This is a genomic window from Terriglobus sp. YAF25, assembly GCF_052113305.1.
Lineage (GTDB): Bacteria > Acidobacteriota > Terriglobia > Terriglobales > Acidobacteriaceae > Terriglobus.
Map to the genome: position 1 here is coordinate 1 of NZ_JBFRCY010000596.1, position 2,959 is coordinate 2,959.

The 2,959-nt window shown below is 57.3% G+C and carries 1 protein-coding gene; it reads left to right on the forward strand.

The genetic code is table 11. From position 1 onward, the window contains the following. A partial coding sequence (locus AB4043_RS20760) for a TonB-dependent receptor domain-containing protein (protein ID WP_442307959.1) occupies window positions 1–2,959 on the forward strand: 2,959 nt, incomplete at its 5' end.

The window sequence follows — 2,959 nt, forward strand, 5'->3', positions numbered from 1 at the left end:
GGTCAACACAGAAAGCGGCACGATCGGCGATACCAAGAAGTTCAACCAGGTTGTTCAGCTCCCCATGAACTATCGCGGTGGAAACGATAGTCCTTTGGCGGCCCTCGTCGCCGTACCCGGAGTCCAGCAGGACAGCAGCGGCAACGTTTCCATTGGCGGAGGAACTTCAGCGCAGATTCAGTACTCGGTCGATGGCACATCCACCGTCAACATCCGCCAGAATGGCGCATTGAACAACATGAACCCTTCTTCAGAGCTCATCAGTGAGATGAAGGTGACCCAGTTCAATAACAATGCCGAGTTTTCGCAGATGGCAGACGTCACCATCATCACGAAGTCCGGATCGAATCGCTTTCATGGCAGCGCCTTTGAGTATCTGCAAAACAGCGCCTTCGATGCAAAGACATGGGGATTCGACAGCAAGGCGCACAAGGCCTACAACACCTTCGGCGGCAGCTTCAGCGGGCCACTCCGTTTTCCTCACGTAAAGTCCGGAACCGACAAGACGTTCTTCTTCGCCGACTACGAAGGCAATCGCCGCCGCTTCACGACTCCCCTCGTGCTCAGCGTCCCTACGGCCGCAATGCGTTCTGGCAATCTGAACAACGTTCCTGGCCCGGCTGCAGTCGATCCTATGACCGGACTGCCCTTCGCCAATAACCAGGTCCCATTCAATCGGCTCAGCGCGGTCTCGCAGTCACTGCTGAACAACTACGTGCCTCTTCCAAACTCTGGCGATGGTTCGAATCTAACCGGCAACTATCGCATCCAGGCACCTACCCCCGCCAACATCAACGGGTACGATCTCCGCATCGACCGCACGCTCTCCGATAAGCAGCAGCTCTACGGACGCTGGAGCTGGAAGAACGTCGACTCCACAGTGACGAATAACCTGCTTCCCACGGAAGTGCATCGCGAATCGAATCGCAACCTGATCCTCTCGTACAACTACACCATCCGGCCCACGCTTCTGAATGAGGCACGTTTTGGCTTGACCTATTACATCGCCGTCGTCGACTTCCCCGTGAGTGGAGCATCTGCCGTAYAGCAACTCGGCCTGCAGGGCCTGAACTTGGGCGATGTACCGAACGTCAATGCATTTCCAACCTTCGACTTCAGTGACGGTACAAACTTCACTCCGATTGGGAGAGACAAGACCGGCACCACACGGTCGCAGACGTTGCAGTTTGCCGACAACCTCTCATGGGTGAAGGGTAGCCATACTCTGAAGTTCGGCGTCGACTTCCGCCGTGTTCGCTATACCGATCTGGAGAGCTTCGGCGGCTCGGACGACTTCGGTGCATTCATCTTCAATGCATCCACTTTCAGCGGGAATGCGTTTACCGATCTGCTGCTCGGCCTTCCGTCGAAGAGCTACGTCGCTCAATCCGGCCCCGATACAAAACTGCATGCCTATCAGACTGGCCTCTATGCTCAGGACGAGTGGCATATAACACGCTACATCACCTTCAGCGCCGGTCTCCGCTGGCAGGCGCTGCCTCCTTTTGTAAGCGAGAACAATAACCTTGGAGCATTTGACCCTTCGAATGGCGGCTTCATTCTCCCCAACAATGGTTCTGCTCGCCAGCAGATGCTGTACACCATCAATGCCTGCCCAGGTGTGAACGCCTCTCTTCCCTGCGCACCGATCGAGAAGGCCAGCCAGAAGGGCGTCGGTAATGGTCTGCGGGAGTTCTACAAAAAGAACTTCCAGCCGCGTCTGGGCATCGCCTACCGCCCCTTCGGCGATAACAAGACTGTCTTGCGGGCCGGCTTCGGTATCTTTACGATGACCAGCCTTGGCCAGCTTTCATTCAACACCACCAATATCAACGTCGGTGTCGTACAAACGACGGCAAACCTGCAGGCGAACGGGCAGCCGGCCTTCCAGTTCCCGAACGTGAATGCTCCTCTTACCCCACAGGAGGCGGCAGGTACGGGCGACTTCTATCAAAACGTCAATCTGCACTTCCGCGATCCGCAGGCGGCGCAGTGGAACTTCACCGTCGAGCGTCAGGTCACCGACGCCATGGGTCTTCGTGTCAGCTATGTCGGCATGAACTCCTATCGCATGGGGCAGACCGTCGACCTGAACCAGCAGCACGCCAGCGTCACTGCGAACGACTACAGCCAGCGTCCCTATCCGAACTGGGCCCGCATCCTCTCCAGCGAGAATGCCGGAGGAGCCAACTACCAGGCGCTGCAGACAGAACTCAATCAGCGCACGAGCCATGGCCTGCTGTTCCAGGTGAATCACACCTGGGCGAAGAACCTCAGCAACGCTGCAGGCGATGCTCCGTCGGTCTTTGCACCTGAGGTCAACTACGGTGTTCCAGTTGCAGACCGCTTCAACCTCCGGGCCAATCGAGGAAATGTGGTCGGCACGCGCCGTAACCGCTTCCTCGCTTCCGCGATCTATCAGCTTCCCTTTGGCCGCAAGAGGACGTTCTTCAGCAATATGAACTCCTTCGGGGATGCTTTGCTGGGTGGCTGGGAGATCAGCACCGTCTCCATGTGGCAGACTGGACCGTACCTTACGCCGACCACCAGCCCGAGCTACGATACCGCGAATCYGAATCTGGTCTTCCGTGGAGCCGCACTCCGGCCGGACTGCATTGGGAATCCGATTCCTTCGATTCGTTCGCTCAGCAACTACTTTAATATCAACGCATTCAATCCGATTCCGGGCGCTGGTCGCATCGGAAACTGCTCCGTCGGCAGCCTGGTAGGACCTGGCACGACCGCGGTCGCAGGCGGCCTGTCGAAGACGTTCCTGCTCCGAGAGTCGCTCCGGATGCGTTTCGAGGCGACCTTCACCAACCTTCCCAACCATCCCAACTTTGCGCCGCCTGCGGTGAATGTGTCTGCTCCTGATTCGTTTGGACAGATAACCTCAACGCAGACGGCTGAGAACTCCGGCAATCGAACAGGGCAACTGGCGCTGAGACTCGATTTCTAG